1 protein-coding gene is annotated in these 398 nt (G+C 32.7%); it reads left to right on the forward strand.

All coding sequences use genetic code 11. From position 1 onward, the window contains the following. On the forward strand, nucleotides 1-398 hold a 398-nt coding region (locus tag H2279_RS08790), incomplete at both ends, for a 5-oxoproline transporter, DUF969 family subunit (protein ID WP_337196304.1).

Consider the following 398-nt stretch of genomic DNA (forward strand, 5'->3'; position numbering starts at 1 on the left):
ATTTTGGGTTTTGCGATAAAGATAAATCCTTTTTTGGTTGTTACTTTTGTAGGAATTTATGCAGGAATTGTGGCTAAATTTGATTTTGTAAAAATCATTAGCGATATAGGTCATTCTTTTGTAAATAATCGTTATGTGGCAATTATTTGGTTAATATTGCCTTTATTGGCTGTTTTAGAACACAAAGGCTTAAAAGAACAAGCAAAAAATTTGATTTCAAAAATCAAAGGTGCTAGCACAGGAAAAATACTGATGGGATATTTTATTTTTAGACAAATCACTGCAGCGCTTGGATTGTTATCATTAGGCGGACATGCACAGATGATAAAGCCTTTAATAGCACCTATGGCTGAAGCGGCTGCGAAACTTAAATTTAAAAATCTCACTCGCAAAGATAG

This window comes from Campylobacter sp. B0100352/1 (assembly GCF_020135855.1).
In the GTDB taxonomy this organism is placed as follows: Bacteria; Campylobacterota; Campylobacteria; order Campylobacterales; family Campylobacteraceae; genus Campylobacter_D; species Campylobacter_D taeniopygiae.